This is a genomic window from Prevotella sp. ne3005 (assembly GCF_900110085.1).
GTDB lineage: Bacteria > Bacteroidota > Bacteroidia > Bacteroidales > Bacteroidaceae > Prevotella.
In genome coordinates, this window is record NZ_FOCK01000003.1 from 252,823 (window position 1) to 277,301 (window position 24,479).

The 24,479-nt window shown below is 50.2% G+C and carries 18 protein-coding genes; 12 read left to right on the forward strand and 6 right to left on the reverse strand.

Annotated features, from left to right (window positions below; genetic code table 11):
- Window position 1: 1 nt before the first annotated feature.
- On the reverse strand, window positions 2-1,819 hold the full coding sequence (locus BMY16_RS05835) for a glycoside hydrolase family 2 protein (protein ID WP_091840835.1): 1,818 nt from the start codon (window positions 1,817-1,819) through the stop codon (window positions 2-4).
- Between the two features lie 323 nt (window positions 1,820-2,142).
- Here BMY16_RS05835 and BMY16_RS05845 point away from each other — a divergent pair, with 323 nt between their 5' ends.
- The 6 genes from BMY16_RS05845 to BMY16_RS16030 are packed head-to-tail and all read left to right on the forward strand — an operon-like array spanning window position 2,143 to window position 11,133.
- The gene (locus tag BMY16_RS05845; RefSeq protein WP_139207139.1) at window positions 2,143-5,820 is read left to right on the forward strand and encodes a hypothetical protein; all 3,678 of its coding nucleotides are present in this window, start codon (window positions 2,143-2,145) and stop codon (window positions 5,818-5,820) included.
- A 19-nt stretch (window positions 5,821-5,839) separates the two neighbouring features.
- The gene (locus BMY16_RS05850) at window positions 5,840-7,807 is read left to right on the forward strand and encodes a hypothetical protein (RefSeq protein WP_091840839.1); all 1,968 of its coding nucleotides are present in this window, start codon (window positions 5,840-5,842) and stop codon (window positions 7,805-7,807) included.
- A gap of 48 nt (window positions 7,808-7,855) precedes the next feature.
- Complete coding sequence (locus BMY16_RS05855) at window positions 7,856-8,488, forward strand: ribosome recycling factor (protein ID WP_091840841.1); 633 nt, start codon at window positions 7,856-7,858, stop codon at window positions 8,486-8,488.
- A gap of 2 nt (window positions 8,489-8,490) precedes the next feature.
- A complete protein-coding gene (locus tag BMY16_RS05860) occupies window positions 8,491-8,955 on the forward strand; it encodes an STAS domain-containing protein (protein ID WP_170836022.1) in 465 nt (154 codons plus the stop codon).
- A 21-nt stretch (window positions 8,956-8,976) separates the two neighbouring features.
- Window positions 8,977-10,713 carry a PP2C family protein-serine/threonine phosphatase gene (locus BMY16_RS05865; RefSeq protein ID WP_091840844.1) on the forward strand — a complete coding sequence of 579 codons (1,737 nt, stop codon included), beginning with the start codon at window positions 8,977-8,979 and terminating at the stop codon, window positions 10,711-10,713.
- Window positions 10,714-10,770: 57 nt separating this feature from the next.
- Window positions 10,771-11,133 (forward strand): DUF4280 domain-containing protein, encoded by a 363-nt coding sequence (locus BMY16_RS16030; RefSeq protein WP_411267771.1) that lies wholly within the window; start codon window positions 10,771-10,773, stop codon window positions 11,131-11,133.
- A gap of 10 nt (window positions 11,134-11,143) precedes the next feature.
- Here BMY16_RS16030 and BMY16_RS05875 read toward each other — a convergent pair whose 3' ends face one another.
- The 3 genes from BMY16_RS05875 to BMY16_RS05890 all read right to left on the reverse strand — a co-directional run bounded on the left by BMY16_RS05875 (window position 11,144) and on the right by BMY16_RS05890 (window position 14,619).
- Window positions 11,144-12,289 carry an SGNH/GDSL hydrolase family protein gene (locus BMY16_RS05875; protein ID WP_091841042.1) on the reverse strand — a complete coding sequence of 382 codons (1,146 nt, stop codon included), beginning with the start codon at window positions 12,287-12,289 and terminating at the stop codon, window positions 11,144-11,146.
- Between the two features lie 520 nt (window positions 12,290-12,809).
- Window positions 12,810-13,436: an HAD family hydrolase gene (locus BMY16_RS05885; RefSeq protein WP_091840849.1), complete on the reverse strand. Its 627-nt coding sequence runs from the start codon at window positions 13,434-13,436 to the stop codon at window positions 12,810-12,812.
- Window positions 13,429-14,619, reverse strand: coding sequence for a dicarboxylate/amino acid:cation symporter (locus BMY16_RS05890; RefSeq protein WP_091840851.1), 1,191 nt, complete (start codon window positions 14,617-14,619; stop codon window positions 13,429-13,431). The genes BMY16_RS05885 and BMY16_RS05890 overlap by 8 nt, the downstream gene beginning before the upstream one ends.
- A 141-nt stretch (window positions 14,620-14,760) precedes the next feature.
- Between BMY16_RS05890 and BMY16_RS05895 the strand changes: the two genes are divergently transcribed.
- The 6 genes from BMY16_RS05895 to BMY16_RS15450 all read left to right on the forward strand — a co-directional run bounded on the left by BMY16_RS05895 (window position 14,761) and on the right by BMY16_RS15450 (window position 21,975).
- Window positions 14,761-15,441 carry a hypothetical protein gene (locus tag BMY16_RS05895; RefSeq protein ID WP_091840853.1) on the forward strand — a complete coding sequence of 227 codons (681 nt, stop codon included), beginning with the start codon at window positions 14,761-14,763 and terminating at the stop codon, window positions 15,439-15,441.
- Window positions 15,442-15,518: 77 nt separating this feature from the next.
- Window positions 15,519-16,790: a M20/M25/M40 family metallo-hydrolase gene (locus BMY16_RS05900; protein ID WP_091840854.1), complete on the forward strand. Its 1,272-nt coding sequence runs from the start codon at window positions 15,519-15,521 to the stop codon at window positions 16,788-16,790.
- Window positions 16,787-17,572 carry a hypothetical protein gene (locus BMY16_RS05905; RefSeq protein ID WP_091840856.1) on the forward strand — a complete coding sequence of 262 codons (786 nt, stop codon included), beginning with the start codon at window positions 16,787-16,789 and terminating at the stop codon, window positions 17,570-17,572. The genes BMY16_RS05900 and BMY16_RS05905 overlap by 4 nt, the downstream gene beginning before the upstream one ends.
- A 12-nt stretch (window positions 17,573-17,584) precedes the next feature.
- Window positions 17,585-18,070, forward strand: coding sequence for a calycin-like domain-containing protein (locus BMY16_RS05910; RefSeq protein ID WP_091840858.1), 486 nt, complete (start codon window positions 17,585-17,587; stop codon window positions 18,068-18,070).
- An 18-nt stretch (window positions 18,071-18,088) separates the two neighbouring features.
- Entirely contained in the window at window positions 18,089-20,089 is a 2,001-nt protein-coding gene (locus BMY16_RS05915; RefSeq protein WP_139207140.1) for a TonB-dependent receptor plug domain-containing protein, read from the forward strand.
- Between the two features lie 89 nt (window positions 20,090-20,178).
- Window positions 20,179-21,975 carry an SLC13 family permease gene (locus tag BMY16_RS15450; protein WP_170836023.1) on the forward strand — a complete coding sequence of 599 codons (1,797 nt, stop codon included), beginning with the start codon at window positions 20,179-20,181 and terminating at the stop codon, window positions 21,973-21,975.
- Window positions 21,976-21,983: 8 nt separating this feature from the next.
- Here BMY16_RS15450 and BMY16_RS05930 read toward each other — a convergent pair whose 3' ends face one another.
- Both BMY16_RS05930 and BMY16_RS05935 read right to left on the reverse strand, forming a co-directional pair.
- Window positions 21,984-23,285: an MFS transporter gene (locus tag BMY16_RS05930; protein ID WP_091840861.1), complete on the reverse strand. Its 1,302-nt coding sequence runs from the start codon at window positions 23,283-23,285 to the stop codon at window positions 21,984-21,986.
- 30 nt (window positions 23,286-23,315) lie between these two features.
- Window positions 23,316-24,341: a LacI family DNA-binding transcriptional regulator gene (locus BMY16_RS05935; protein WP_091840863.1), complete on the reverse strand. Its 1,026-nt coding sequence runs from the start codon at window positions 24,339-24,341 to the stop codon at window positions 23,316-23,318.
- Window positions 24,342-24,479 lie beyond the last annotated feature (138 nt).

Below are 24,479 nucleotides of genomic sequence, written 5' to 3' on the forward strand. Positions count from 1 at the left end.
GTTATTTTCCCTTATACCATTCTTGGAGTACGAAGAAGGCCTTCTTCTTCTCACCTTTGTCACTGTAAAGGCCCTTACGGTTGTAATAATCCTGTATGCCTGGCAGCACACGACGCGGCGAACGGAAATCCTTCAGGATCCAGGGCGTAGTGCCTGATAGGCCCTCAATTTTGTCGAGCATAGCAGTATTCTCCTTATAAAGATTCTCCTGGAACTCCTCGGTCCAGCGCTGGTTTTTCTCGCCATGCAGGCCGTAACGGGCACCACCGCCAAACTCACTGATGATAACGGGTTTGTTATAGGGTATTTCCCACTTCATCTTCGGGGCGTCGTTCACGTCGCGATACCAGCCGATATACTGGTTGAAGCTCACCACGTCGACATATTCGTTCATATTGTCGTTGAGGCGGTTCACGTAGTTCGACTGTCCCGTCACCTCCATAGCCATCGAGATCAGGCGGGTATTGTCGAGACTGCGGGCATACTGGGCGAGATTGCCTAGGAAGGTATCACGCTGGGCTGAGTGGGGCGTCTCGTTGGCAATACTCCAGATAATGACGTTGGCGCGGTTGTGATCACGGGCAATCATATCACGTAGCTGGCCCTTGGCATTAGCAAGGGTTTCAGGGTTGGTCCAGGCTATGGTCCAGTAGCATGGGATCTCAGACCATACGAGGATGCCCATCTTCTCGGCCTCGCGTACCATATATTCATTATGGGGGTAGTGAGCCAGACGCACGAAGTTACAACCCAGTTCCTTGGCCCAAGAGAGCAGTGTGCGGGCATCCTCGGCAGAGTTGGCACGGCCACCGCCATTGGGTTTCTCCTCATGGATGGAGATACCCTTGAGGAAGATGGGCTTGCCATTCAGGAGAATCTGCTTGTCGCGCGTCTCAATGGTACGGAAACCTATCTCGTCGCCAATGGTCGAATTGTCTAAGGAAAGTTCCACGCGATACAATTTCGGATTCTCCGGACTCCACAGTTGAAGCTTCTTGGCGGGTACCCGTAGCATTGCAGTAACCTGTCCCTCGGCATCGGTGGTGAGCAACTGCTTGAGTTGCAGCTCTGGAATATGGATCAACACCTGATGTCCAATCTCTGCCTGACTCAATTTAGCCGAGAAGCATATCTGCCTATATTTATTCTTAACGCCTTCACTTTTCACCAACTGCAGGCTATAATCCTCCAGATACACCTTTGGAACCTTGACCAACTTCACATCGCGTGTGATGCCGCCATAATTCCACCAGTCGAAAATCAGTGTCGGCACAGCGTCGGCATGACGCTTATTATCCACCTTCACAATCACCGTATTCTCGCCCTCCACAAGCAAATCGCTGATGTCGTAGTTAAAAGCCGTAAAGCCGCCTACGTGGTGACCCGCCTTCTTGCCGTTTACCCACACGTGGCAGTCGTAGTTCACGGCACCGAAATACAGCAGCGTCTTATAATCCTTCATCGGCACAGCCTGGAAGCTCTTCTTAAACCACACCGTTCCCTCGTAGAAGAAGAGACGCTGGTCCTTCGTGTTCCAGTCCGACGGTATCTCCATGACGTCCGACTTATCAAAATCATACTCAATCAAGTCCTCCGGGCGCTTAGGCTTCGCATTGATGAAGAAGCCGTTACGCATGGGATTCATACGGTAGTCGTAATAGCCCTCCTCTTGCACGTCGACGATGTAATTCCACTCACCATTCAGCGACATCGCCTCATACGCCATCACATTCTGGATTATCGGCAGTTCTTTGATCTCAGCCGATGCCGTCAGCACCCAGCCCAAGGCCACGCAAATAGTAGTCAATAATTTCTTCATTGTAGTTATCGTTTTTATTTGTTATTCTATCTGGGGACAAAGATACGAATAAGTGAGAGATTTTCCAAATAAATACCATAAAATCTGTATTATTGTTTATCTTTGCGCCACAATGAGTTGAAAGACTCGCACAACACCGAATACATCGACGAATACATGAATTATAAAAAAAAAGCGGAAACATTTGGTGGAATCAGACTTTTTTCTTACCTTTGCCCCAAACCTACGCGAACAGTTCAAGCGGTAATATGGCATGGCATCGCAGGAATTCAGCCTAAGACGCTGACGATTATACAAGAACGAATAACAAAAAACTTAAAAATATGGCAAAATTAAAACTATCTATTGGCGATATCTCCGTCTCGACTGAAAGGGAGACCGCCGTCATTACCTTTTCGTCAGAAAAAACCGAAGAGAGAGACTACACCATTTGTATGGTGGACTTCAGTTTCAAGAAGAAGATGTATCAACCAACCGAGGTATTGGCCGATCTTCAGATCAGTATGGCCACTGGGTTGACCAGCGATTGGAAAGCTTTAGACAGGAAGACAATTGAACAAACGTTCAAGCACAAGAAAGTGTCGCTTGAGGTGGTGTCGCACGACTTTTATGATGGAAATGACGAGAGATCGGATCAGGCCATCGATATTGTCGGCAACGATTACTATGTACAAGAGGTACGTGCCTGCTATATGGCCACATCTATAATTGTCAAACTGAAGATTTACAGTCTCGACAAACTGTTGACCCTTTCCAAATATAGCAGGTCCTGGACGGCAAAGAGACTCAGCGAACATATTCTGGGTAGTGAGCTACCCAATTTTAGGCTCCCATATAATCATGATGAGCACGTAGTGTGTGACGCATCGAAGATGAAACATCTGCTTAAAGATCATCAGGAGCATATCTTCCCCTACCTTGTACAGTACAATGAGAGTTTCTATGACCTACTGATACGTACCTGTAACCGCTGGGGAGAGTTTGTTTTCTGGGAGGACGGTAAGCTGAACATCGGCTATGATGCCGACAAAGCGAAAGCCAAGGACATCAGCGGCTACCGTTCAATCACCTTCCACGACTACACGCCAACAAAGCCTATCTCCGACACTTATGTACCAGAAGCGCCCTACGACAACAATGTGCTGAATAGCACGGTGAAGAAAGACAGTGCTGCCAAAGTCTTTGCCACCATCAAGAATATGGCCGATTTGGAAGCCGGTGCAGATTATTATTGGTTGGCAAAGGTGGGGCAGGTGCTGACCAACAACAAGTCGATCTTGAACTTCATGTTCGACACCGCTGTCAACGACCTGATTACGTGGGCACAGCAGGAGGCTTTAGTCAGCCAATATAACGATAAACTCAATGACGACTATTTCAAGAAAAAGAAGGAACACGTCTCGATGCTCGACGAGCAGTATAAGGACGACAAGAAGACGCTGAACCTGTTCTCTGAGGCCAAGCCCATTGTCGGTGCCAAGGAGTACGCTGCCATTCTGACTGGCGAGATGATAGCAGAGCAGAACACTATCGACATCGATTATGACACGACATGGCCCGGACTGAAGCTCGGCAACCTCATCAAGGTCAACAACGAGGAATATATCGTCGTAGAAATCTCTTCCCACATCCATGAGAATCTGGAATATAAGTATAATGCCAGTACGGAGACCGTCAATAAGATTTCCACCAAGTCGCTCGTATTCCAGGTGACGGCCATTGCCAAGGAGGGCGACACATTCTATCCCACAATGATTCCATCGGGACATATCCGTACCAGTGGTCCACAGGTGGCTGTGGTAGTCGATGTGGACGATCCTATCAAGAGGAACCGCGTTCGCGTGAAATATCCTTGGCAGCTTACTTCCGTCAATCCTGCCTATGAGGAAATCGTGGCTTCCAACTTGAAGGACCATGATGTTTCGGACGCCACGCCTTGGCTGATCTACGCCTCAGCCAATGGTCCCGCTGGAGCCGGTGTCCACGGCAGACATTATTTGGCAGAGAAAGTATTAGTGAATTATGCCAACAACAACGTGGAGCGTCCCTACGTGGTGGGTGCTGTCTCTACGGCAACTCCAAAAGCGGTTAAGATCGGCTCTGCCGTATTGCAGGCGCCCAATGGTGAATATATTAAGGTACACGAGGGCACAGGCAAGGGCGCCACAGCCTTTATGGCCAACTTCACCCCTGGCCTGAGCCTCGCCAATGGCTTCGTTGACATGCCCGATCTCTTTGGCGACAGCGAGATGAGCAAATGCTTCGAAGGCGGTGTGGATTTGGGCGACAGGTATGGCATCTGGAAAATCAGCGGCTCTACCGATAAGCGTGCCATTAACATCAGCTCGCCCTGGGGTACCGTGTCTGTCAATGCTTTTACAGGCATCTCGATCAATGCCCCCAATGGCAACATCAGTATCAAAGGTAAGAACGTATCCATCGAAGCTGGCAACAACCTGACACTCACTTCGGGCACCAACATCCGAAACAAGTATATTTCATCGTATGGCGACGGTGCAACATTCAACATCCTCAGTTTCATGTACGATGTGGGAGAGATGGCTGCCAAGAAGCTTGCCAGCATGGTGGAGAGCGTGATCGACCTCTCCCTCATCAGGTCGCTCATCGAGGTTTACTGGAGGCCTCAGGAGGGTGCTCTCTGCGTTCAATCGAACCGCTACCTGAAGATGGGTGCCGGTGGCGCTATGCCAGGCTATCCTGATGCCGCCTATAGAAATCCGAAGAAGAAAGCTCAGGAGGCCATCGAGAAGAGCGGTGTGCTCGAGATGGGTCCTGCCATAGTAGAGATTCTCGGCAAAGTGCCGCTTATTGTCGACAAGATGCTGGTCAGGTATAAGGAGAATTACGCCGCATGTGTCTCGAAGAAAGACGAATTTGACGATGCTATTAAGAATCTTGTGAACTATAGCAATTCCGCAAAGTATGCTAGTATTTGTAAACAGTACGATGACCTGAAGAATAAGTTCTGGGACCCGAAAACGACAGAGATCGCGGAAGCAGACTTGGGATTTACCGAAGCTTGCAAGGCAGACAGTATCAACGACATAAATGAACTTGCCTTGTCGCTAGCCCAGATTGATATGGTTTTTTTGAAGAAAAAAAGGAAATCCATAACTGCCGCGAAGGAATACATTATAAAGCGGCGTAAGGCTTGCAAGAAAGATATTGTCAAGAAGGCCAACGCCCTGCTGAAGAGCATCATTAAGCTGCGTACAGAGTCGCAGAAGCTGGGTAATGACAGGATTTACACCATTAGTCGCTGGAGGAGAAATGTGCCTCTCGATTATATCAATGCATTTAAGAAAGCTACTTCTCCTGACAAGTGCAAGGATTCTGCTTTCTTCAAGTATGCATTTAGCCAAGGTGTGATCAATGATAGCAGGGCCAATCTGACAGCTGATGCCCTGGATAACTTCGCTTTCCATAAAAAGGCGCTCATACGAATGATAGCCCTGAACCTTGTTGAGGGTTTGGGCATGAAATCGCAGGTGCTAAAGCCTTCGAGCGACGATGCTCTGGAAAATTCAGACACATGGGAAGGATATGTGGAAAGTCTGGAGTTTACCATGCCCATGAAGACAACTGGCAGCTTACTCGATGCATTGGGACAGGCTTTCAGCATCGACAACCTGAAGCTGGCTACGCCTTTCAAGGAATACGCTACATGGGGCAATGCCAAGGCCGGTCAGATACTGTTTGGTACAGGCACGACACTCTATATGAATTCCAACGGTGGCATTAGCCCAATCGATGCCAGCGATAATCAGGGTAAGCTCTCGAAAGCCTTGCTCAAAGAGCAGGATGAGGGTGCATACGATTCACTGAATAGTCAGATACAGAAGGCTCTAAAGGGTCTTGACTCCAATGTCATTGTCAACAATAATCAGGTGCAACAGCACGTGGCCAACGATGAGGATCAGGAGGACCCAAATAATAATAACAATAACAACAATAGCAATGTGAATTTAGTGATTGTATAACGCATAAATATAATCGATTATGGCAGACTATATATTTGATGATTGGAAAACGATGCTTGGCGATTTTCAGGACTGCGTACAGAAGGACCTGGAAGAGATTCACAAGCAGAAGACTGAGATACAGCAGATGAAGGCTGACCTTTACAAGGAGATGGAAGGCTTTAAATATTATCGCGACGAGCGTCGCCTGATTCTCTCTGCACCTGAGGTCATCATCGGAAATGTAGATGAGAGCGGCGACCTGATTGGTTGTACAGGCAAAATTATCCTCAACGGCCATGAAGTGCAGCTTAACGGTGTGGGCGATACGGGCCACATCGTCAGTCGTGCACCCAGCATCCGTCAGATAGCTGTTGATCCTGGCTCTGACGGGATGGAGAATGTGGTTTGCGAGACCTCAGAGGTTGTGACTCAGGCTTGTAACATTGTGCTTGAAAGCAACGATGCCACCGATGCCTTCTCAACGAATCCTGCATCGGCAGGCAGGGGCGGCATCCGTATTCATGCCGATAACAGTATGCAACTGGAGGCTGCCGTATCCAGTGAGCAGCGCAAAAGCAGGATTGAGGCGTCTGTCGATGCCCTCACCTCGCAGATCTCAGATCTGGAGCAGATGAAGGCTACACAGAAACAGCAAGTAGACAAGGCATTTGACACGATGAAGAAACTTCTGGACAAGGAGGAAAAGCTAGATGATGAAGATGCGATGGTGAGCCGTGTAAACACCTTGGACATTCTCGACATTCACGAACAGGTACAGTCTGCATTACCGATGCTTTGTGAGGCTACGATGGCCTATGTAAACACCATATCACAGTTGGCTGAAGCCAACAGGATGAAGACGGCCTTGGAGACAGAGAAGGGCACCATTACTGAGGGCGACGACTTCAAGCAGAACACCACAGGTGCCCACATGCAAATCACGGCAGAGAGCATCAGCGTGGCGACGGCCGACGGCGACGGCAACCTGCACACCAACCAGGAGGCAGGCATCAGCATACGCACACCGAGAATGGGCATCTCAATGATGGACGACAAGGGTGAACTCATTGAGGACAGTGACTTCTCCGTAAGAACCGAGAATATCAACCTGATGGCCATCAGCTCAGAGAACGAAGGCAAGAACCAGAATGCAACAGGTAATGTAACCATCGTTTCGAAGAATGTCAATGTCGAGGCTATCGACTATGAGGAGAAGGAGGGTGTATTCCTTGAGAAAGAACTGACTGCCGACAGCAAGGTTAGTATTACTGCCAAGACCATAGAGGTGGCCACTACCAATCCCAAGGACATTGAGCGCGACGACGATGGCAACATCACCAAGGGCGAATATACTGCCGAGGGCGACGTCATCTTCAAGTCGAAGAACTTTACCGTTGAGAGCCTCGACTACGAGGTGGCCGATGGTAATCCGAAGATGAAAGCCCTCACAAAGGATGGTAAAGTCTCCTTCCGCGCCGAGAGCACAAATGTATTGGCTGCCGATGTTGAAGGAAAGGCTACGGGTAGCATCGCCTTCAATGCCAAGGCCATCAGCGCAAAGTCGATGGATGTTGATAAGGAGAGCCTCGCCGACTCAGCACTGGCAGCTGGCAGCACGATGACCCTCGTCTCTGAAAAGATGTATCTGGGCGCCAAGTCAAAAGATGTCAAGAGTAAGAAGTTGCAGGCCGTCAGCGAGGAGATGGGACTCTTTGCCGACAAGACCTTCGAGGCCCAACAGGGCGACGGAAAGGCCGCAGTACAGCTCGACGGCGGAAAAGCTGCCCTGGGTGGGGACGAGACGCAGATCTACGGTAAGACCACCATCAACAAGGACACCGAGGTCAAGGGCGAGGTCAAGGCTCCGAAGGGAACCTTCGACAGTCTGGAAGCTTCGGGAGCCTTCAAGTCGCCAAGTATCAACGATGGTAATGCGGCCGGTGGCGGCGGTGGCGGCGGTAGCCTGAGTACCAAACTCTCCACCGAAGACGCACCAAAAGAATAAGAACTGAGAAATGAATAGTGAATAACGAATAGTGAATAATTTATAGATATGAAACGAGCATTAAGCAATCAATATGACCAGCTACACGAGAAGCTCACTGGCTACGTGGCTATGCTGAACTTCCGGTTTCTGAATATGTGTATCAAGGCAGAACCAGCCTCACTAATACCCGTCAAAGTCAATATCGAAGGCTCTCAGAAAAATCTGGAGCAAGTAGCCATGACGGCCAAAAAAGACGACTATCGTTTCTGGATACTGCCAAAATACGACGAAGACATGAAGGCCATCTGCGAGGGCATTGCCAAGGTGCATCCTGAGTTCAAGCAGAAAGAGCTGACGCTCCAGGTGGAGGGCATCGACGGCGAAGGCACCAGTCGCGACGTGCGCTATCTCCAGCTAACCATGCCCGACGTGAACGATAAGTATTACAAAGCCCTGAAAGATGCCATCGACGTATTCTATCAGCAATGCAAGACACTGATGGAGGCGGCTGCCAACCAGGCTAAGACCGAGATCGCCATCCTGGCTGCAGGAGAACCCAAGGAAGACGTCGATGGCATCAAGAAAGAGATCGATAAGTTGATAAAGAAGAGCGAAGAGCGACGCGACCAGCTGCGCGACAAAAAGCAGAAAGAGGTCGAGGAAGCTTACAAGGTATGGCTCGAAAAAGCGGAATTGTAGTTATGGATAAAGACTTTAAAGTTGTGAAGAATGGCACGACGCTCGATATTGTGCTGGGCAGCGAACTATCGGCAGCCAATGCCCCTGCACTAGCAAAAGAGCTCTCCTGCTATTGCGGTCAAGGCATTGAAAAAGCCGTATTCGATGCCACCGGACTGACATACCTCTCCAGTGCTGGTATCCGAACCTTTTTCTTTGTCTATCATGAACTGGGCAGTCATATCGAGATCGTCATCGTCAACTGCGTCAAGGAAATCTATAACGTACTAGAACACGTCGGTCTGAACTCAATCGTCAAGTTCGAGGAGAGCATCGAGAAAAAAAACCAATACCGCATCGATTATTTAGGCGACATGGGCCTAAGCGAGATAGAGGAACATACGCAACAGCGCAAGAAAGGTCTCGAAGAATTCTCCGCCAACAATGATGTGGTCTGCTACAATATGAAGCTGGGACAAGAAGACTGATCTTTAGACGGAATAATCCTTATGAAGAAGTATCTGATCCTGCTTTTATCGTGTCTATGCTTTCCAGCTCGGATGGCTGCTCAGACTGATGATAAGGAAGAGCAGTTCTATAATGACTGGTATGATCGGATTTCTTATGTCCTGGATAACGTCAGTACCAGGAAAGCCATCGACATGATTGGCGAGATGAGAGACTATGCTGACAGGCACGACAGCAAATACGGCTTCTTCATGGTGACTTATCTCAGTGCCCATGTTGCTAGGGATATGGGGATGTCTGAGCGCGCAGAAGAACTGATGCTGCAATCCATCGATTACAAGAAGCGTAATCTCCCCCAGATGAAGCCGAAGATACAAGTCTATTATTTTCTGACTCATATCTACAATGACAGGAATCAAGGGGAGAAAGCTATCCAAGCCTTAGACAACGCCCTGAAGCATTCTGCATGGAGTAGTGAAGACCGTATAGCGCTGTTGTCATTGAAGTGCGACGCTGTAGCAGGAATAGAGCCCCTTGATACAGCGAGGTTTATGGATTACTACGGACAGATGCACGACGCTGTCAGAGACAACCATTACAAAGGCGATGTAAACACCAACACAGAGTGCTATCATGCAGAGTTCACGCACGACTATCAGAGGTTGCTGGACTTGGCTGAGAAACTCACGAATAAAGCTGAAAGGCTGAAGTTCAAGATTTCTGCCTACGACGGATTAGGACGGAATCAGGAGGCTATCGACTCATTCAGGGTATATAAGACCTGGACAGACAAGCAGTATAATGAGGAAATGCGCAAACTCACAGAGATGAATGCTCTGGAGCTTGAAGTTGCTCGTGCTGAGAATGAGACGTCGACCCTGCAGCTTCACAATCAGCGGGTGATCCTGGTTGCCATCGTATGCGGACTTCTCCTCATAGCCGTGTTCCTGTCTGCCTATCTCTATCGGCGCCAGCTTCAGATACGCCAGTTGAAGCAGGCTTACGATCGGTTGGAGGAAGTAACCATACAGAAAGAGCGCATCGAGTCGGAACTGCGCATCGCCCACGACATTCAGATGAAGATGGTGCCCAATGTCTTCCCGACGCGCCCGGATATCGACATCTATGCCAGCATGATTCCCGCCAAAGAGATGTGTGGCGACCTCTATGACTTCTTCGTGCGCAACGACCAGCTCTATTTCTGTATCGGCGATGTTACAGGCAAGGGGGTGCCAGCCGCCCTGTTCATGACGGTGACCAAAAACCTTTTCCGCGCCTATGCCTCCAACGAAAGTACACCGGACTATATTGTATCACAGATGAACCATAATCTGACAGAGGACAACAAGAGCCACATGTTCGTCACCCTCTTTGTCGGCATACTTGACCTAACATCCGGCCTGCTGCGTTACTGTAATGCCGGCCACGAAGACCCCATCATCGTCAATCGGGAAACCCGCCTGCTGCCTATAAACCGCATCTTTCCCGTGGGTGCCGTTGCCGGTACACCCTATCAGACGCAGGCCATCGTCATGGAGCCGCAGACCACCATCTTCCTCTATACCGACGGGGTAACCGAGGCCATGACTGCCGATAAAAAGATGTTTGGCAGAGAGCAGATCCTCGACGAGATAAACCGTACCATCCAGACTGGGCAGGTGGCTCCGAAAGCCTTAATCGAGCGGATGACCGCAGCCGTCCAAGCCTTCGTCGGCGACACTGAACAAAGTGACGACCTTACAATGCTGGCAATAAACTATCTGGGACAACGAACATAAGTTATAAACAATCTATAATTAATTAGTTATATGGGAAAGTTTGTTACAAACGGGGCAATGCTCCAATGTAGTTTTGGCACGACGCCATGTTCTCTGACTGTCGCTGATGCATCGCGACCTCTATGTGGTAATATGTTGATGGCGACGATTCAGGATTATACGCCTAGTAACATACCTACTTTTGGAATGTGCCAGACCCTCAATAATCCTCAAGTGAGCACAGCTACAAGTGCTGCCATGGGGACATTGACACCACAACCGTGTGTACCTGCCATTACAGCACCATGGGCACCAGGTAGTGGAATGTTGAAGGTGAAAGGTGTGCCGGCCCTGACTGATAGTTGCACATGTTCGTGTATGTGGTCTGGCATGATCTCCATCAAAAATCCAGGGAACTCAGCCATAGCAACGGTGAAATAAGGAAGGCAGATCAGAAAAACTCTTCGTGGTCATACCGAGGCGTGTAGCGGATCAGCTTATGTGCTGCCGCCTGTGCCATGGCCTCATAAGCACGCTCGCTGGGATGCAGGTGGTCACCGCTGTCATAACCATCGGCAAATGCCTTGGGGTTGGTGACGCTGCGCACAGCTGCATCGAAGTCTATGCAGCCGCTGAAGACTGGGGATGTGCGCAACCACTCGTTGAACGCCTGACGCATTTTCTCCCTATCCTCATTATATGTACGCCAGCCATAGATAGGCAGCAAGGTACCGCTCCACACCTTCAATCCCATGGCTTTGGCTGGCTTCACATAGATGTCCTCCACGCCATGCTCCATTTCCTCCACCGTTGGCAGATCACTCCACGGGCGGAAAGGGTTGACATCAGTACCAACAGGATGGATGATGTCATTGATGCCATGCTGGATGATCACATCTGTAGCACCAGCCACATTCATCTCGATGGGGAAACGTGTGGATCCCTTCAGGCCATAGGCTTGGTAGGTGATGCAGTCGTACTGTCTTAAGATACGGGTACCACTGACTGCACGGCGAATGATGGCAGCATGAGAGCCAAAAGCCAGTTGTGCCAGATAGTCGGGCCAGGACTGAGCGGTTATGCTGTCGCCATAGCACACGATGGCATGATTCTCTGCCGAGGTGAGCACGTCAATAGTATTAAGGAAGTAGAACCAGTTGGTATGTCGGGTCAAGTCAAGGGGCAGCTCATCGGCCTCAGCGAAATCCCCATAGGCATAAAATCCCTTGGACAGTGGGCCTGTGATAAGCGTTCCACTGTTCATCTGTGTGAAATCCGGCAAGTAGAAACTTACCTCAATGGTGTCACCACGGTTCACGGCATAGTTGATTGCATCACTCTCTACCTCCTTGCCAGGCATGAGGGTGACCTTCGTATCGCCATCAAACGTAATGGGCGTATGGTTAACATAAACCTTGGAGAGTACGACTGGTTCCGTTCCTGTCAGGTTGGAGAAACGGAAACGTAACATACTGCCGCTAAAGCACATCCTGACGGGATAGCGCAGGGTGAGGTCTTTAGCGTATATGGCCTCTCTACGATTGGTGATGGAGGTGGCATTGCCCCAACAAGCCACCCATTTGTTATTGTCTGTCATATCGTTGTTGCTTAAAGTCATTGTCATAACGCTGCAAAGATACGACTAAGTAATCAAACAGCCAAATAAAAACCGGATTATTATTTATTACCCGTGAATTAAAACAACCTCTGACATATCCAAAGCATTTATTCCCACGGTGGGAACATTTTATTCCCACGGTGGGAACTGTAGGAAAGTCGTAAGCAAAGTGTCAGCATCCCCGTAGCGGACGCTGAGAAAGTCGTAAGGGGACGTTGGCTTGTCTGGAAATATTCGTTTTTTTTTTCAAAACCCCCTCCATCCCTCCCGTCAATGGCCCGGAAGCCCTTTATATAAAGGATTCTTTGATTTTCATCCCTCCCTTGATCCCTCCCGTCATCTCTCCCATATCCCTCCCATCTGCTCTCCTCACACAGGAGAGTCATGGGAGGGTTATGGGAGGGATGAAAAAAATCCCTCCCGTGCTGAAACCCCTTTGTACAAAGGCATTCCGAAAGACTTAGGGAGGGATGAGGGATTATTGTAACAATCCAATTATTTAACGTGACAGCAGATTCATCAAGGGGGCTATCCAGTCCTCATTGTTCTGAGGACAGAGGGTCTGCATGCCGAGGGCATTGGCTACTTCGACGTTTCTGGGGCCATCGTCTATGAAGAGCGTCTCTTCGGGCAGAGCCTGCTGACCTTTGAGCATCATCTCGAAGATCTCACGACGGGGCTTCATGACCTTGCACTCATAGCTCAGGTAGAGCGCATCGAAGAAATAGCTGATGGGATGGCCATCACCATCGAAGTCTTTCTCTGCCCATTGCATCATAAAGGGATTGGTGTTGGACAACAGACAGACCTTATAGCCTTGCTCTCTGAGACGGAGGATGGCCTCCAGATTGCGCTTGGGCACATGGTCCACATAGCCGTGCCAAGCCTGGTAGCAGTCGTCCATCGTGACCTCCCTGCCAATCAACTTACTCAGTTCCCTGCGGAAATCCTCTGGCGTGATACGGCCAGACTCCAGATCCCCGAAGATGCCTTTCTGCTCGAAAGCATCGAGATGCTGGCGGGCATTAGCCAGACCTATCTCCTCGAAACGTCTGACGGCCTGTTCATAACTCAAGGCCAGCACCACGCCTCCCAAATCAAAAGCGATATTATGGATCTTACTCATCGTGAACAGGTGTTTGCAAAGATGGGGAATCAGGCTTCTGATGCAGTCTGTCGATGATGACAGCGAGGGCACCATCGCCAGTCACGTTGCAGGCAGTACCGAAGGAGTCCATGGCGATATAGAGGGCGATGATAAGTGCTTGAGCGTCAGGACTGAAGCCCAGTATGCCCGCCAGTGGCCCCAGTGCAGCCATCACCGCTCCGCCAGGCACACCAGGTGCCGCCACCATGCAGACGCCCAAGAGCATGATGAAATGCAGGAACAGTGGCAGGTCATGAGGCAGACCACCGATAAGACAGACGGTGAGGGCACAACAGGTGATCTTCATCATCGAACCCGATAAGTGTATCGTAGCGCAGAGTGGTACACAGAAACTGGCGACGTCATCGCTGACTCCGTTCTTCTTGACCTGACGCAGCGTCACAGGGATAGTGGCTGCACTCGACGAGGTGCCTAATGCCGTGAAATAGGCAGGCAGCATGTTCACCAGCAGTCGGAAAGGGTTCTTCCGAGCCAATCCTCCTGCTATCAAGAACTCATACAGCAGAATAAAGATGTGCAACAGGAAGATGATACAGATGATCTTGGCGAACACCAAGATGATATGATATGCCTCGCCCGTAAAGGTCATACCGAGGAAGATGCCGAAGATATAGAGCGGCAGGAGGGGAATGATGACACCCTGAATGGTCTTTTCGATAATGGTTCGGAACTCCGAGAAGCCTTTCTTCAGTGTCGGCGAATCGGTATACGCAATGCCGATGCCTATCACGAAGGAACTCACCAATGCAGCCATCACGTCGAGGATGGCAGGTATCTGCAGTTGGAAATAGGGTTGCAGCGCACCTGCTGTTTTCTCCACCGCCATCGAAGCATCGGAATCTATCAGCATCGGGAAGAGCATGGTGCCTGTAGCAAAAGCCAGCAGTCCAGCCACAATGGTGTCAGCGTATGCCAGTACCACCGTCAGCAACAGCAGACGGCCTGCCGCACGCCCGATGTCGGCAATGGCTGGAGCCACCAGACCAATGATGATCAGCGGAATAAGGAAACCCAGGAACTGACTGAACAGGCCGTTGAAGGTCACAAAGATACGCACCCATGCCTCTGGCAGCACATTTCCTATCAATACGCCTAAGACAATGGCTATGAGGATACGAGGCAATAATCCTATTTTCTTCATATTGAGATGTGATTTGATGGTGCAAAGATAGGGATTATTTCTGAGACTAAGCAGGTTTTTAACAATATTAAAGAGCGAAAGGTGCCGAGTTTCAGAAAATATCCTTATCTTTGCACAGATTTACCAACTTAATGCAAGAACATGAAACGAAACTCATTCAGCATCCTGGCAGCACTGGTAGCTTACTTCGCACTGGTGGGCTGTCAGCCATCAGCACAGAAGCAACAGCCTTCAGGCAAATCAGAGACCACAGTCAGCACCATTGAAGAAACTACGGATTCAGTGGCCGAGCCATCGGCACCTGGCGTCCTGACCTTAGCCAAGGCCTTAGAACTCGTCAAGCCTGGGCAGAAGCTGGAGCCATCGGCCATCGAACAGTATTTCGCCTCACTACAGCTGCCCTTGCAGTACTCTGAGCAATATATCTCCGATGCTGATTGGGGTGGCGACAGTCCTGCCATCAGCTATTGCTTCGGCAACCAGGTGAAGTATGATAACTTTAAGTTCATCGCTACGGGTGACGAATACTATGGTGTTCACACCAACTTCTTCTACGACCAGAGTCGTCAGACTGGCAGCGTCAACCGTTTCGCTGTGATTACCTCCGACTCCCTCTGGCATGTCCGTCTGATGGAGGATGCTGCCGCTACAGGACTGAAGTTTACTGAGAAGGTGGACCCTGCCGTCTATGGCAAGAAGGGCAAGCTCTACCAGAAGCCGGTTGCTGGTGCTTCTGAGAATGCAAACTATTATATCTTCGACTTCAGTATCCCAGGCCATGTTGACGTCGAGATAGGCTACGACTCCGGCATAGATATCTGACAAATCATCATAAATAGGGATTGCAGGAATAAGAAAAAAGTAGTACCTTTGCAGCCGAATTTGAAAAGACAGGTTGTATGAGGCATAAAATCATCTTATTATCCCTGGCATTCACACTGGCTGTCCAGACATCTGCACAGAAGCAGGATGAGATGCGACAGACAGTGGCATATCTCGCTTCTCAGGAGTTGGGCGGCAGATATCCAGCTACGATGGGCGACACACTCGCCTCTGAGTTTATTGCAGGCAAGCTTCGCGGACTGAAGCTCAAACCCATTGTAAAGGGAAAGAAGAAAACAGGGTTCTATCACAACTTCACCTATGGAAAAGAGGTGGAGCGGACTACACATAACATCATAGCCGTACTACCGGGAACGGACAAGCAGCTGAAGAACGAATATATCGTGGTGGGTTCGCACTACGACCATCTGGGACTGGGAGGTAAGAACTCCGGTTCGCGCCGTCCTGACACCCTTGCGGTGCATCCGGGTGCCGACGACAATGCCAGCGGCGATGCCGTGGTGCTGGAGTTGGCCAAGTATTTTAGAAAGGTACGCGCGAGAAGAAGCATCATCTTTGCCTTCTTCGGTGCAGAGGAGCAAGGGCTGATCGGTTCAAAGAACTTCTTGGAGTGGATGAAACAAAAAGACGACAAGCGTATCAATCTGCCAGCCGATAAGAACGGTATCGTGGCGATGGTGAACCTGGATATGGTGGGCCGTATGCGCGACAAAGCCCTGAGTGTGTCGGGTACCGGTACCAGCAGCCAGTTCAAGACGATGGCAGAACAGACGGCCAAGCAGACGGGACTGAACGTGAGTTGCACGCCCGACGGTTACGGTCCCAGCGATCACGCCTCGTTTGTAGCTGTAGATATCCCCGTGCTCTTCCTTACCACGGGCGGTCACATGGAGTATCATACACCCGATGATGTGCCCTCAACACTCAACTACGATGGTATGCAGCAGACATTGGAGTTCTCAGAGCAGCTGATCACCCAACTGGCTAATATGCCGACCACGCCCGACTATATCAGTGTGCCCAGCACGAATACGATGCGACACGCCAAATTTAAGGTGACGTTAGGACTGATGCCCGACGTAATGGGGGCCAGCCGTATTCCTGGTCTTCGTGCCGACATCGTGGTGGCTGGCAAGCCTGCCCACACGGCAGGTATCCGTAGCGGCGACATCATCCAAGAGATTGACGGTAAGCCTGTGACGAATATGGATGACTACATGCAGCGCCTGTCGGAGTTGGAGCCTAATACAACCATTCCGGTGAAAGTGCTCCGTAATGAGGAGATTCTGACCTTCCAAGTTCACTTGATTCCCCCTGTAAAGAAATGAAGAAGCCTGTCTATTGGATTTTAGCCATCATCATCACCCTGGTGCTGAGTATCTATCAGCGCATGACAGGTCCAACTTATCCCAAGAAGGTAAGCGTAGAGCTCGATGGCGAGCGTTATAAACTGAAGTTGCCACGCAGTGGTGTGCAGCAGGATCAGGTGGTGACGCTGAAGGATGTTCCCTCGAGCACCAAGGCTCAGTTGCATTATCGTCGCTATCCGACGACGAATGACTACACCACCGTGGATTTCACCTGGACAGATGGTGAGTGGCAGGCGGTCCTGCCAGTACAGCCCGTCGCTGGCAAGCTGCAGTATTACATCACCGTTGCCGGGAACGACTATCCCGCTGACGAGCCAGTCGTGATACGATTCCGAAACGATGTGCCCGCCAGTATCCTGATTCCCCACATCCTGCTGATGTTCGGCGCCATGCTGCTGGCTGTCTACACCTTCCTGCTGGTCGTCACCCGCAAGGACTACAGCTTCTGGCTGAAACTCACAGTGGGCACCTTGTTTGTGGGCGGATTCGTCTTCGGCCCGCTCGTGCAGCATGCAGCCTTCGGCCCCTGGTGGACGGGATTCCCTTATGGCACAGACCTCACAGACAACAAGACGCTGATATCCTTTATCTTCTTTGTGGCTGCTCTTGCCACCTTGAAGTGGAAGTACAACAAGTGGGTCGTCTGCCTGGCGGTATTAATCATGATCACCGTCTTCACAATTCCCCACAGCGCCTATGGCTCAGAGTATGATTACACAACACAACAATTAAAAAAATAAAAAGGTAAAAAGATGAAAATTAAAAGTTTTATGACAATGATGATGGCCGCAGTGGCCATCGTGCTTGGTACAAGCTCTTGCAGCAGTAGTGATGACGATCCCGAGGCTCCCGTAGCCTCTCAGGTAGCAGGTTCCTACACAGGCACGGAAACTCTCACAGTGATGGGAGAGGCAGAAGAAAGTAGCGAGACCATTGAGTTTACCAAAGCTACCGACGTAGCTGTTGATGTGACCCTTCCCAAATATGGCGAAGGCATGATGACAGTCCCAGCACTTCCTGTAAAGGGAATCTCCCTGACCAAGAGCGGCAACACGATTACAGGTAAGCTCGCCAAATACGAGGGTACCGTAAAAACTGCCGATGGGGCTGAGAAAGCTTATACTATTAGTGACATCACCGTCATCTTCAGTGACAAGAACGTGGTTATGACGTTTACACAGAAATACGGCAATATGCCCTTTGCTTTTGAAGGACAGTTTACAGGTACCAGAAAGTAAGTTGTGACACATAAGTTGTTGAGAAAGTTTACATATTCCCTCTTGGCTGGCATGGCTTTGGCCATGCCAGTTGTTCCTCTCTCTGCACAGACAGCCTTCCGCGACTCTGTAGAGCTGAACCCGATTGTGGTCACTGCTTCCCACTCGCCAAAGACCCTGAAGGATGCGCCAGTCGTCACGCGACTGATCACCCTCCACGACATCAAGATTGCCGATGCCACTAATATCCAGGACATGCTTACGCAGGAGATTCCCGGACTGGAGTTCGGACTTGCCATGACCCAGGAGACAGCCCTCCACATGAGCGGCTTTGGCGGCAACTCCGTGCTCTTCCTCGTCGATGGCGAACGCATGGCTGGTGAGACCATGGACAATGTCGACTACACCCGCATGAACCTCGACAACGTGGGGCGCATCGAGATTGTAAAGGGTGCCTCTTCAGCCCTCTATGGCTCAAATGCCGTCGGTGGTGTGATCAACATCATCAGCCGTGAGAACATCGATCCCTGGACAGCCAATGTCAACTCGCGCTTCAACACCTTCGGCAACGAATGGCGCAATGGAGCCAGCTTCTCGTTCAACACCGGGAAGTGGAACTCGCTGACCAGCTTCCAGCACACCAAGATCGATCCCGTCAATCTGCCCAAAGCCCACTCGCCCGAGGAGATAGCCCGAGAGCTGATGAAGAAGATGCAAGGCCTGCCCTATGACGAGTCGGTGCTCAGCGACGATTCAAACATCAGCCGACTCTTCGGACAGAAAACCTATAATGTCAAGGAGCGACTCATATGGCGGCCCACCGACCAGCTGACGCTGACAGGACGAGGCTCTTATTTCTTCCGCACCAGTGAGCGCGACACCTACGACTATCATTTCAATGCCTACAGTGCCGGACTGAAGGGCAGATATGCCTGGAACCGTGATCGCCACCTCGAACTGTCGTATGCCTACGACCAGTATGACAAGGCCAACTATATGCCCGACGGCACTCGTACCCACGACCATGACTACAGCAATCGTCAGCACGTCGTCCACGCACTGTTCAGCAATTCCTTTGGCAAGAACAACCTGATCCTGGGAGCTGACTACATGAACGACTACCTCTCGACCTATCAGTTTGTAGCCGGTACCACCCACTCGCAGAACAATATCGACGGCTATGCCCAGTTCGACTGGAATATCACCGACCGACTCAATGTGGTGGGCAGCGTGCGCTACGACTACTTCTCCGCCTCTGCCCAAAAAGCCTTCACCCAGCGCCTGGCAGTCGTCTATAAGTTCCCCTGGCTCACCCTCCGTGCCAACTATGCCAGCGGCTTCCGTGCCCCTACGCTCAAGGAGATGTACATGTGCTTCGACATGGGTAACATGGGTTATATGATTCTCGGAAATCCCGACCTGGAGCCAGAGAAGAGCCACAACTTTAACATCGCCATCGAGCGACAGAACCGCATCCGCAACAGCGGCATCCTGGATGGTGTCTACAATTTCACCATCGTGGGCTATTGTAACATCTTCGACAAGCGCATCACCACCATCGAAGGCCCTGAGTACGAAGGGATGGAAAGTGCCCTCTACTGGAACGAAGATGGTGTCAACGTCTGGGGTGTCGATGTCAGCATGGGCCACTACTTTGATTGGGGTATGACACTCAAGCTCAACTACTCGTGGATGCGCGAGACGGGCAACGTCATCACCTCACAGTTCACGCAGCCCCGTTCCCACTCCCTGACATGGCGCATCGGCTATGGCCATCACTTCACGCGCAACTATGCCCTCGACGCAGCCCTCTCAGGTCGCTACCAGGGCAAGCCGCAGTCTGGCCGCACCGATGTCGATCAGGGCTACACCATCTGGAAGCTGATGCTCCAGCACCACATCTGGCGTGGCATCAGCCTCAACACCGCCATCGACAACATCTTTAATTACAAACCCAAGTCGTATTACTATTGTTCGCCGCTGACCACAGGCACCAGCTTCAGCGTAGGCCTGTCGGTGGATTTGGAGAAGATATTGTGAATTTAACAAAAATTACACTGATAGTATAAGGTCATCATTTGGATAATTGGTAATTTGTTTGTATATTTGCCGTCAAATAAAAAGATCTTATGGAATCATTTGTTTTTTTAGGTTTTAACCTCTATGCCTGGATAACCATCATCACGGTACTCACCATGTTTACCGTCTTGTTATTCACTAAGCTCCGTTCTGATTTGGTATTTCTTGGGGCAATTTCTGTCCTCTATGTTACAGGAGTGCTCAATGCCAAGGAAGCATTCTCGGGCTTCAGTTCCACATCGGTAGTCATCATTGGCGTACTCTTTGTGGTGGTGGCAGGACTGACGCATACCGGTGTGCTGCAATGGATTGTAAGAAATCTATTAGGACAGCCCAATTCATATTCAAAAGCAGTCGTCCGACTGATGTTACCAGTGGCTGTACTCAGCTCGTTCCTGAGTAACACCACCGTGGTGGCACTCTTCGTGAGTATCGTCAAGATGTGGTCGAAGAAGTTGAAGATCTCACCTTCAAAACTGCTCATCCCGCTGAGTTATGCTTCAGGCATGGGAGGCGTATGTACGTTGATTGGCACACCGCCCAACCTGATTATCTCTGGTCTTTATGCTGAGAACACAGGTGAAGCTATGAACGTATTGGCCACCACAATCCCAGGCCTTTTCTGCCTTTGCATCGGCATGCTCAGTATCATCGCTATGAGAAAGCTCCTACCTGAGCGCCAAGCGCCTGAGGCAGCCTTCGAATCTACCTCCGACTATACAGTAGAGTTGTTAGTTCCGGCCAATAATCCTTTTGTAGGAAAGACCATTATTCAGGCAGGACTGAACGAGGTGCATGGTGGTAGTCTTATAGAGATTGTCCATTTCGACGAGGTAGTCTCACCTGTACCCGACAAAGAGCCTATCATGGGGGGTGACCGTCTTGTGTTTGCTGGCCAGATCGATGAGATTCTAGAACTGAAAAAGAGCCACGGGCTGGTAAACGCCGACCATCATGTATTTTCCATGAACGAGGTAGACAGCAACCGTCAGCTTCGTACAGCTTATGTTACCTTTGGTAGCCATCTTATTAACACAAAGATTGGTGAAAGCACGTTTGAGAAAGACAACAATATGACACTTGTGGCAGTAGCCCGCCGAAGCAAGCACATCAATCAATCGCCCCGTGAGGTGGTTCTTCAGGCTGGTGACACCTTACTCTTGGAATGTTCTCCAACGGCTAACATTCAGACCGAGAGGCTCGCCTCGGATCTGCAATTCTTCGACTCAGCCCAAGTACCCAACATCGGTAAGAAAACGTTTATCTCCACCTCCATCATGATAGCCATGGTAGTACTCTCGGCTCTTAACGTGATTCCACTCTTGCAGTGTGCCTTCCTCGCCGCCATGGCCATGCTCCTCTGCCGTTGCTGTAACGTAGACCAAGCAATGAAAGCCATCAACTGGGAGATCCTGATGGTGTTTGCCGGTTCTGTAGTATTAGGCGTAGCCATCCAAAAGACAGGTATCGCTGAGCGCCTCGCCTTTGGTATCCTCGATGTCTGTGGCACCAACCCAATTGTAGTAATGACGGCTATTTGTCTGGTGGGCACCTTTATTACAGAGTTTATCTCCAACACCGCAGCGGGTGCCATGTTTTTCCCCATCATGTACCAAGCGGCAGAGAAACTCGGTTACGAGCCCTACCCCTTCCTAATAGCCCTGATGGTCAGTGTCAGCAGCAGCTTCGCCACTCCCATCGGCTCACCCACCCACATGTTGGTTTACGGCCCAGGCGGCTATCGCTTCAGTGACTTTATGCGTATTGGCCTGCTGATGAACTTCATCATCCTTGCAGCCAACATCCTGATAGTAAACATTATCTATCCCCTAACCCCGCTGCAATAGAATTAAGCTTATTTCTTGTCCTTAATCACGAAGACGCAAGCGGAGCCGATGAGGAAGCTGACACCAGCAACGATCATCATCGTCGACTGGGCGTGACCCACTATCGAGAGGATTGTTCCACCCAACAGGGCGGCAGCAATCTGTGGGATACAGATGGTACCGTTGAACAAGCCCAGATAAGCTCCCATGTGACCATAGCCCTGGAGGGCGTTGGTAACGAAGGTGAACGGCATGGCAAGCATAGCAGCCCAGGCACAGCCAATCATCAGGAAAGGAACAAACTGCAGATACTGGTCATGGATATAAGGAACCATACAGAAACCAATGGCACCAATGATCAGACTGACGGAATAGGCCACCTTTGTATTCTTAAACTGTGGTAGCAGGGCTGCCCAGATGACGGATCCCACAGCCTGCACAGCAAAGAGGATACCCACCCAGTTTCCTGCCTCCTGAAAAGCTTCGCTGGCTGGATCGGTTGTATTCCACACCACCTCGGCAATGGCACCCGTGGTGTAGTTCCACATATAGAGCATGGCAGCCCAAGAGAAAAACTGTACCAATCCGACCTTCCAGAAGGTGGATGGCGCATGCTTCAACAGGGTGATCCAGTTGGCACTCTCCTCCTTCTCCTCCGACACAGGATTATACTCAGCATAGTCCTGAGGATTCCACTCCCGGACCTTTGAAGTAGTATAGATTACGCATAAAATCAGGATGGCAGCGCCAATATAGAACGACCAGATAACAGAATCGGGCACCACACCTTTTTCCGCCACGTTGCTGATGCCAATAAAGGTGAATATGAAGGGGAACACAAATCCCAGAACCGAACCTGCATTACAGAGGAATGACTGGATGGAGTAGGCCTTGGCCTTCTGCTTCTCGTTGACCATGTCACCCACCAGCATCTTAAACGGCTGCATGGCCATGTTGATTGACGTGTCGAGGAACATCAGGGCAACAAGTCCAAAGATCATGGCCGCACTGATAGTAAGACCCAACGAGCCGGAATTGGGCAATAAACACATCACGAGCACTGCCACAGCTGCACCCACAAACAGATAAGGTATACGACGGCCAAACCGTGTCCAGGTCTTGTCGCTGAGTGTGCCGACAATCGGCTGTACCAGGATGCCCATCAGCGGGGGCAGAATCCAGAAGTAGCTCAGATTGTGAGGGTCGGCACCGAGGGTGGCGAAGATACGAGAGATGTTAGCACTCTGTAAGGCGTATGCAATCTGCACACCAAAGAATCCAAAACTAAGATTCCACAGTTTCCAGAAGGAAAGATCAGGTTTTTGTTTCATAATTATTCACTTTTCATTGTTCACTTTTCACTACTTAGTTGTTCCACGGATAACAAGCCGGGTACGGACAACACGTTTCTCTACCTTATCCATAGGCAAGAGCCCTTCCACCTTGTCCATCAGAATCCCTGCAGCCTCCTCACCAACACGGTGTCCACGCTGTTCGACAGTAGTCAGCATCGGGTCACAAGCCACGGCACGCTGACCATTGGTAAAACCACAGATGCAGATATCCTCCGGCACACGGTAACCAGCATGTTTCACTGTATAGAGAATGCCTATAGCGGTGTCGTCGTTGACGGCAAAAAAACCGTCGGGTGGCTGCTCCAAAGCCATTAGCTTCGGTGTAAGGATCTCTGCATCAGCACGGTTGTCACAAATACCGATGATGGACTCATCAATGGCCATACCGTGTTTTAATAAGGCATCCTTATAGCCGTTGAAACGATTCTTCGAAATCTCCAACTGATGGGGGCCGCCATAGAAGGCAATCCGTTTACAGCCAGTCTCTATCAGGTGAGTCACGGCCTTGTATGCACCCATATAATCGTCGACCACTACGCGGCTAGCATTTACGCCCGTGCATATTCTGTCATAGAACACGATAGGAATGCCAGCATCAATGAGTTTCTGATAGTGGTCATAGTTGGTCGTATCCTTCGCCTGTGACACAATCACACCACAGACCTTATAACGGAGGAAATTTTCACATATGCGGGCTTCACGCTCATACTGCTCACCGCTTAGGGCTACCATGATGCGATAACCGCGAACAGCTGCAGCCTCCTCGATGCCCGTCAGGATGGACGAGAAATAATAATGCGTGAACTCCGGTACGATGACTCCGATGACGCGCTGGGGCATGACGCGGCTGTGACGCAGGGCTTCACCGATGGCATTGGGATAAAAATTATGCTCACGGGCATACTGCTGAATCTCCCGCCGCCGCTGTTCACTGATACGGGGCGAGTCCTTCAAGGCCCGTGACACCGTTGCTACGGAAATGCCTAACTCCCGGGCGATGTCCTTCATTGTCATTGGAATCTTTTCCTCCATCGGTGCAAAGATAGTGCAAAATGTGCAATTATCCAAATATTATTAAATAATATAATAGGTACACGCGAATGCAAACGTTTGCACGTCGGAATTATAAATTTTTAAGCAAAAAAAGAACAACGTATCGAAAAGAATTCT

What these genes read in the sequence shown, in the direction of transcription:
- BMY16_RS05835 (WP_091840835.1), bottom strand. Translation starts at nt 1,819, where the DNA reads ATGAAGAAATTATTGACTACTATTTGCGTGGCCTTGGGCTGGGTGCTG.
- BMY16_RS05845 (WP_139207139.1), top strand. Translation starts at nt 2,143, where the DNA reads ATGGCAAAATTAAAACTATCTATTGGCGATATCTCCGTCTCGACTGAA.
- BMY16_RS05850 (WP_091840839.1), top strand. Translation starts at nt 5,840, where the DNA reads ATGGCAGACTATATATTTGATGATTGGAAAACGATGCTTGGCGATTTT.
- BMY16_RS05855 (WP_091840841.1), top strand. Translation starts at nt 7,856, where the DNA reads ATGAAACGAGCATTAAGCAATCAATATGACCAGCTACACGAGAAGCTC.
- BMY16_RS05860 (WP_170836022.1), top strand. Translation starts at nt 8,491, where the DNA reads ATGGATAAAGACTTTAAAGTTGTGAAGAATGGCACGACGCTCGATATT.
- BMY16_RS05865 (WP_091840844.1), top strand. Translation starts at nt 8,977, where the DNA reads ATGAAGAAGTATCTGATCCTGCTTTTATCGTGTCTATGCTTTCCAGCT.
- BMY16_RS16030 (WP_411267771.1), top strand. Translation starts at nt 10,771, where the DNA reads ATGCTCCAATGTAGTTTTGGCACGACGCCATGTTCTCTGACTGTCGCT.
- BMY16_RS05875 (WP_091841042.1), bottom strand. Translation starts at nt 12,289, where the DNA reads ATGACAGACAATAACAAATGGGTGGCTTGTTGGGGCAATGCCACCTCC.
- BMY16_RS05885 (WP_091840849.1), bottom strand. Translation starts at nt 13,436, where the DNA reads ATGAGTAAGATCCATAATATCGCTTTTGATTTGGGAGGCGTGGTGCTG.
- BMY16_RS05890 (WP_091840851.1), bottom strand. Translation starts at nt 14,619, where the DNA reads ATGAAGAAAATAGGATTATTGCCTCGTATCCTCATAGCCATTGTCTTA.
- BMY16_RS05895 (WP_091840853.1), top strand. Translation starts at nt 14,761, where the DNA reads ATGAAACGAAACTCATTCAGCATCCTGGCAGCACTGGTAGCTTACTTC.
- BMY16_RS05900 (WP_091840854.1), top strand. Translation starts at nt 15,519, where the DNA reads ATGAGGCATAAAATCATCTTATTATCCCTGGCATTCACACTGGCTGTC.
- BMY16_RS05905 (WP_091840856.1), top strand. Translation starts at nt 16,787, where the DNA reads ATGAAGAAGCCTGTCTATTGGATTTTAGCCATCATCATCACCCTGGTG.
- BMY16_RS05910 (WP_091840858.1), top strand. Translation starts at nt 17,585, where the DNA reads ATGAAAATTAAAAGTTTTATGACAATGATGATGGCCGCAGTGGCCATC.
- BMY16_RS15450 (WP_170836023.1), top strand. Translation starts at nt 20,179, where the DNA reads ATGGAATCATTTGTTTTTTTAGGTTTTAACCTCTATGCCTGGATAACC.
- BMY16_RS05930 (WP_091840861.1), bottom strand. Translation starts at nt 23,285, where the DNA reads ATGAAACAAAAACCTGATCTTTCCTTCTGGAAACTGTGGAATCTTAGT.
- BMY16_RS05935 (WP_091840863.1), bottom strand. Translation starts at nt 24,341, where the DNA reads ATGGAGGAAAAGATTCCAATGACAATGAAGGACATCGCCCGGGAGTTA.